6 protein-coding genes are annotated in these 7,003 nt (G+C 42.7%); 3 read left to right on the top strand and 3 right to left on the bottom strand.

The window, feature by feature from the left end:
* On the bottom strand, nt 1-2,049 hold a 2,049-nt coding region (locus DXY30_RS13735; RefSeq protein WP_371638814.1), incomplete at its 3' end, for a beta strand repeat-containing protein.
* A 1,512-nt stretch (nt 2,050-3,561) separates the two neighbouring features.
* Here DXY30_RS13735 and DXY30_RS13240 point away from each other — a divergent pair.
* The 3 genes from DXY30_RS13240 to DXY30_RS14250 all read left to right on the top strand — a co-directional run bounded on the left by DXY30_RS13240 (nt 3,562) and on the right by DXY30_RS14250 (nt 5,212).
* Nucleotides 3,562-4,308: a sulfotransferase domain-containing protein gene (locus DXY30_RS13240; protein WP_170951274.1), complete on the top strand. Its 747-nt coding sequence runs from the start codon at nt 3,562-3,564 to the stop codon at nt 4,306-4,308.
* A 360-nt stretch (nt 4,309-4,668) separates the two neighbouring features.
* Complete coding sequence (locus DXY30_RS14345; RefSeq protein WP_137006886.1) at nt 4,669-4,851, top strand: hypothetical protein; 183 nt, start codon at nt 4,669-4,671, stop codon at nt 4,849-4,851.
* Nucleotides 4,852-5,074: 223 nt separating this feature from the next.
* The gene (locus tag DXY30_RS14250) at nt 5,075-5,212 is read left to right on the top strand and encodes a hypothetical protein (RefSeq protein WP_170951272.1); all 138 of its coding nucleotides are present in this window, start codon (nt 5,075-5,077) and stop codon (nt 5,210-5,212) included.
* Between the two features lie 54 nt (nt 5,213-5,266).
* Here the strand turns inward: DXY30_RS14250 and DXY30_RS14500 are convergent, their stop codons facing one another.
* Nucleotides 5,267-5,770, bottom strand: coding sequence for a tyrosine-type recombinase/integrase (locus DXY30_RS14500; protein ID WP_115095369.1), 504 nt, complete (start codon nt 5,768-5,770; stop codon nt 5,267-5,269).
* 153 nt (nt 5,771-5,923) lie between these two features.
* Nucleotides 5,924-7,003, bottom strand: a 1,080-nt coding sequence (locus tag DXY30_RS13730) for a hypothetical protein (protein WP_206749533.1), incomplete at its 5' end; no start/stop codon positions are given.

The raw sequence follows: 7,003 nt of genomic DNA, 5'->3' as shown, positions 1-7,003 counted from the left end.
TTGAAGTATATCTAAGCGATCAGTATTTATCAAATTCATATCATCTGTTGCAGTTGCTGCGAATGCAGGCCGGTAAGAAAGCGTTATTGTAGTGCTAGGAATCTCGTTATATACAGTAAGATACCTCGATGTGGAGACAATTGTTTTGAATGTGCCAGAAAATGTTGTTGTTCCAGTCAAAGTCAAGTAAACCAAGAAAGTTTTACTCACTTCATTGGGAGTTATAGTGGAAAAAGATACACGATGACTAGAGAAAGACAATCGTGTACTTACATGGGTTTCCAAAGTAGTGTAAAAAGTATGAGTAGTCCGAGTGCTGCTCGTGTTTAATATTCCATCAGAACCATTTATAGTACTCAGTGCTCCAACACGCAAGGTTTCCGAAAAACCGGTGCCGAATCCAACGAGGGATAAATTCATTGTATCTGTATATTTTTCGAGCACATAGACGGCAAAATCACTGGGCAAATTAATTGTGTATCTACCAGTGGATGCGTAGCCTGTAAGGTACGTATAGGTTGTACCAGTAAATTTAAATAATGTAGCTATATTTACAGAAGTCGAAGCACTAACACTCAACGTATAAGTGGCAGTGGTATCGGTCAACACCATGGTTGTAGAACTCGCGTCCCACGCACTGTATCTGGTACTGACGTAATAAGTATCCGAAAATATTAGCACAAGATTCTTCCATTCAGAGTCAGATATATGAAGCGTTCCCGTTAGAGAATTCCAAGTCCCTGAATCCGTATTAATCAGTGATGTTTGCTGCAATTTGGCTGCATAATTATTTATTCCTAACGAATTTATTGCCTCAATATTATACTGTATTTGATCTTCACTCGAATCAAAATCTAATATCTGAACATTTGTTCCTTCAATGATAAATACATCTGCTCCATCTCCTCCGGAAACGGTTTGGCTGTTCCCAACTTTTAAGATGTCATTGCCAGTACCTCCATAAATTTTTAGTGGTAGGCCTGCATCTACGGCACTGATGTCGTCATTACCTCCATCGCCATAAATACTCGGAACAGTTGAGGATGAAGTTTTTACCCACAGTTCACTATTAGAACTTGCGAGATTAGTGCTAGAAGACTCAACTAAATTATCGATAATGAAAATATCATCATCTTTGCCGCCTTTAACCACGCTCCCGTTGAGTGAGGCGCCGCTAATCGTGAGTTCATCATCTCCTGATCCACCTCCAACAGTCGAATTATTCAGTGCACCTTCAATCGTAATTATGTCTGCATTGGTTCCACTCCAAACTTTAGCAGTATCAAGTGTTGCTGAAGAAGAAACAATTACTGTGTCGATCCCGCCGCCGCCGCCAACAGTTGAATTCGTCAACTCCCCATCAATTGTAATTGAATCATCATTTTCTCCACTCCAAACTTTAGAAGTATCAAGTGTTGCTGATGAGGAGATAATTACTGTGTCGATCCCGCCGCCACCACCAACAGTTGAATTCGCCAAATCCCCCTCAATAGTAATTGAATCATCATGTTCTCCACTCCAAACTTTTGAAGCATCAAGTGTTGCAGAGGAGGAGATAATTACTGTGTCAATCCCGCCGCCGCCGCCAATAGTTGAATGCGTCAACTCTCCATCGATTGTGATTAAATCATCATTTTCTCCACCCCAAATTTTAGAAGTATCAACTGTTGCTGAGGAGGAGATAGTTACTGTGTCGATCCCGCCGCCGCCACCAACAGTTGAATTCATCAACTGCCCATCAATAGTGATTAAATCATCATTTACTCCACTCCAAACTTTAGATGTATCAAGTGTTGCTGAGGAAGCAACTATTACTGTGTCACTCCCAGCACCTCCAATAATGGTTGAATATGAAATGTCTGAATTTATATTGACATCATCAGAATCATCCCCACACCTGATTTTGCTGTAGGTCAAAGAGGCATCTATACTTACTTCGTCAGAACCGCCAGCCCCCACTATTGTGATGTAGTTGACGGCGGATGAAACGATAAACTGATCTACAGCCTCAGAGCCTGCATAAAGGACTCCGTCAATTACAATGTTCATTGATAGGATTTTTATTAAGCTTATCCACCCCTTGCTCGAGCTTTCAAGTTGTATTTCAAGAAGTTAATATTGCTCATACCTAAGAAGCAGGTCAAGAGTTAGGGAATACGTCTGCCGCAGACCATCCAGGCTCAGCAACGGCATTGGAATGCGGCTTCCTTAACCTGTCAGAGGCATTGACGCGTATGGCAGCAACAAGCTCCCCCACCAGGAACAGGGAATTGCGGGCGTCACGGGTTTATGGGTCAAACGTGACTGCCTTGAGAGTTCCCCGCTTTGCTCAGACAATAAAAAACCCCGTAATTGCAGACGGGGTGAACTGTGTGGGAGATGTTGTCGGGAGATGGATAGCGACAACATCAGCACCCCCTGCTTTCCCTTGCGGTCTTGTATTGCTTTCAGCCGCTCTCAATCGGCATCAGGCTTCCCGACAAACTCAATATGAGTTCAGAACAAAGTAGCAACGAATGTTTTATACAAGCCTTCACTCATTTGTATAAGAAGCTTAAGTTCGTTTGGCTGAGTAAGGACGCACATTCTCTCGCCAGAACTTGAACTCATCGTCCCTGCAAGAGTGCCAGCCGGTCCAAAAAGGCCACCCAAGAATGCTCCTGCAATTAACCCCCCTCCAGTGTCGTATTCATTCAGCTATTCATAAAGCTCAAATTTGGCATCTGCTAATGGGAAAATATCTCGAGGATATTCAGCGCCTGAATTGCAATAGATGCTAATATTCTTGGTGGTCCTATCAAGAATTCCACCATTTGCTTTTTCATATCCTCCTGGAAGAATGTGAAACTTTTCATGAGATAGCCATTTTGCAAGATATGCCTGATTCTCGTCTAATTCTTTCTTTCTCTTGATTGTTTAAAGTTTATCTCGCAGGGTAGAGACCCGCTCTCTTAATAACAGCTTGCCAGAATTATTCTTAAGTTTGTAAATGCCTAGGCCATAAATGCTACCGGACTGTTTTTCTGATGGGACTTCAACGTATGATCTTCCAAGATTTACTAGGTGGTAAATCTCTGAGGCTATTTGAAAATGGGTTACTTCATCAGTATTGGGTGAAGATGGTGATTGTCAATATTGAGCAATGGTCGTTTCTTGTGTGTTGTGGGACTCGCGCCCCGTGAACACACCATCTCCCTTCCAGCGCGAAATCAACTCCCCCAGTCGAGGGATATATTCAGCGTGGTTCATCCACCATCTGGTTAGAGTCTCACCCCCAGGTGCCAACCCAGCAATCTGTCCTGCTCTTCCGCAGTTAGGTAGAGAACAAGGAGATACAATCAACACAATCAATCAAATTTATTCTTGAGTCGATGTCAAAGATTCCATCATTCAACCTTCGATTTGAATCGGCTCAAGAATATGTGGAGTATGTCTTCAAGAGAGGCCTAGATTTAATGAAGAAGAACCCAACGGAAAGAATGTGATGGATGAATTTAGAATCAATACAAACAAACAGAATAAAATCCCACGTGGTAATCTAGTGAAAATTCATCGTCAATGATGATTCCTAATTTATTCTTGATAGGAGCTCAAAAATCAGGAACATCATATGTTCACAATGTGTTAACGAGAAACGGATTGGTGTCTTGTGGAAAAGAAAAGGAAATGAATTTCTTTTCGAAGAGAGAAGCACATATCAAACAGGGCATTGACGAGTATCTGCTTAATTTTAAAGATTCACCTAAGTCTAAATACCTAATAGATTCTTCCACCTCACATTTTCAGCCAAATAACCCCAGAATTGACAAGAATCCCGCTAAACAAATTTATAATTTCAATAAAAATGCTAAAATATTCGCAGTCATCAGAAATCCCATTGAAAGATATGAGTCCGCCTATAATCACCATATATTAATGGGAAGGATTGAACCAACGGATAATATTGACAAAATATTAGACAAACACTTGCTATTGAATATTGGCAGATATGATGAGTCCATCATTCAATGGAGAGAATACTTTCCTCAACTAAAAATATTAACATACGACTCTTTATGCTCCAATCCTGAGTTGTTTTTTAGTGATTTATTTGACTTTCTGGAACTTAACAAAGCCCGTAAAAATCTTGTTCTTGATTTTAGATCGAATGACACCCAAATAAGATTTGATAAGAAAAAAAATCCCTCCTTGACATCAAAAATAAAATTGACAAAAGAATCAAAGAATTTTTTGAAAGATTACTATCAAGAATCTATCCTGAATTTAGAAAAACTTATAGGCCAAGACTTATCTCACTGGATCGAATAAGACTCAAGGAAGGAACCCTATAAAAATAGGGTCACAAATATTAGATGAAGTCGTTTGAATACCAAGTATCAACATGGATAAACACCACCACCAGATGAACGCACCTAGATCGAAGACCATCGGCCTTACAGACGATTTTATCGGTCTCTAGAGGTGATTCTTCGATCACCTCTAGACCAGATGATCAACCAAGTTCAAGGTCGTAGGTCTGGAAATCAGCTTGTTCAAGTTTCTTCTTACGGACTTCGACCAGTTCAGGTTGAAGGTTCTTGAGTTGAATGTTCTCGTAGTGTCGTTCCATCGTTTTGATTGAATGACCAACCAACTTAGCCACATAGTTTGGTGGAACTCCCAGCCCACTTGGATCATTTGCTGCAAGCCAACAAACAAGCAGAAAGGGCGATGTTGTTTCTGACCTTGCATCGATTGAGGGAAGCCTTGGCAACAAAAGTTGCCAAGGCGTCTGATGCCCAGACTTCGGGGACCATCACTGATATGGATATGGTGTTGTTGTCGCGTGTGTCTTTGAGGAGGTTGGGGTGATGGAGAGTGTGAAGGATTTTGCGGAATGGCTTGAGCAATCAGACCGCGAATTGCAGGAATGGTTGAAGGCTCTGGAACCCGAGGACGACCGTGTTCTGTCTTGGCTGGTGTAGCAAGCGGAGGTTTACCCGTTAGAGGCGTTTCGTTGATGGCTGGCAAACGCCAACGTCAGCCATGTCGAGGGGAGGTTGAAGACCAGCTATAGAGCAATTCTCTCTGGAGTGTGCTGCAGGAGCAAGTTGAACTGCAGGCAAGGAATCACAGCGAGGCAGAGAACTATGCCGCCCGTCGTCGCTGCAGGGAATTTCTAGAAGGCGGCTGGGGGTCGATTGATTGGATTGAGGTGTACGAGAAGAAGTGATTAGACGTTGACCGCTGCCACGAGGTCTACCGTCGCGTTGGGTTTGAACCGCGCTTAACTCTTCAGGTGAACCTCAATGGTGTGCCCCATTACCTCTCTGATGTTGGCGATGGGGATATTGACGGCGTGCATCCCTTTGGCGTAGCGATGGCGGAATGAATAAGGGGTGAGCTGTTCGCCTTTTTGCTTGGCGTCATCCCGTAATGCCATCCAAACAGCACGGCGGCGCAGGTAGTGATTCAACGCCTGCCCACCATCACCGTCACGGTTGAGCGGTGGCAGATGTTCGCCCACCTGCACCCGTGCCTGGAGGTTCCAATCAATGACGCTGCCATCGGCATCACGCAGGAACAGGGGATGAAGCCTGCGGGGTTCAGTCTTCGCACCTTTGGTGCCACCCATGGACTTTTGGTAGGTGGTCCACAGTTCTGCCCCGCTTACGCCGTCGTTGATGACGAGGTGGCGCAATTCCTCAGGGCGTAACCCGTAAACGCTGCACAGCTGAATGGCAAACCGCCAGCGGTCATCGCAAAGGTACGCAGAAACAAGGCCGGCCATCGAGACATATAAGGAGGATTCGCAATGAGTTGTTGAGCGATCCTTAGCCGATAAAGATGTCGTTGTTATCTTTTGCGTTGATGCATAGGCAAATCATTCAACAACAATTGACTCAAACAAAAATCTATATGCTTCAATATTAGACTTACCCTTTTAAATGAAATTTAGATCTTCAAAGGCAATTGGATTAAGGCTTGAGCCTTTGAGCAAAGTATGGCGTTTTGTAGATTGAATACCTATCAGGCTACGTGTCTGACTATTGCCAGCCCACGTCAGACTTCCGGAAACAATGTAAAGGCCATTACTGACACTATCAGAATCAACAAATAATACTCTAAATGGACAATTCAACGTTAAATTTGTCGTTTTTGTGAATTGGCTGCCTAAAGCATTAACTCCAAAACTCAGAGGCGCAAGCTGACTTACGCCAAAACTTGCTGCAGTAACGATTGGATTACCTGTCATCATAGAAGTAATTGCTGAAATCGTTACACCCTTCGAAGGTTGAAGTATATCTAAGCGATCAGTATTTATCAAATTCATATCATCTGTTGCAGTTACTGCGAATGCAGGCCGGTAAGAAAGAATTATTGTAGTGCTAGGAATCATGTTATATACAGTGAAATACATCGATGTGGAGACAATTGTGGTGAACGTACCAGAAAATGTTGTTGTTCCATACACACTTGCAAAAACCGAGAAAGTTCTACTCCCTTCACTGGGAGTTATTATGGAATAGGATATTACGGAGCTAGAGAAAACCAAGCGTGTACTTAAATATGTTGAAAAGCCCGTGTAAAAAGTACGACTAGTCGAAGTGCCGCTAGTGTTTAATATTCCATCGGAACCATTTATAGTACTCAGTGCTCCAATGCGTAAAGTTTCAGAAAGACCGGTACCGAATCCAATGAGTGATAAATTCATTGTATCTGTATATTTTTCTAGAGCATAGACAGCAAAATCGCTGGGCAAATTAATTGTGTATCTACCAGTGGATGCGTAGCCCGTTAGGTATGTATAGGTTGAGCCAGAAAAGTAAAATGTTGTAGTTAGGCTTACAGAAGTCGTAACACCAACACTCAACCTATAAAGGGCAGATGCAGTGGTCGACCACATTATTGTAGAGCTATATTCCCACGTACTATATGTAGCAGTGAGGGAATAAGTAGCCCAAAATGTTAGCACAAGATTCTTCCATTCAGAGTCAGATATATGAAGCGTTCCCGTTAGAGA

Source organism: Synechococcus sp. UW106, assembly GCF_900474015.1.
GTDB lineage: Bacteria > Cyanobacteriota > Cyanobacteriia > PCC-6307 > Cyanobiaceae > Parasynechococcus.
This window is presented reverse-complemented; position numbering and strand designations above follow the sequence as displayed.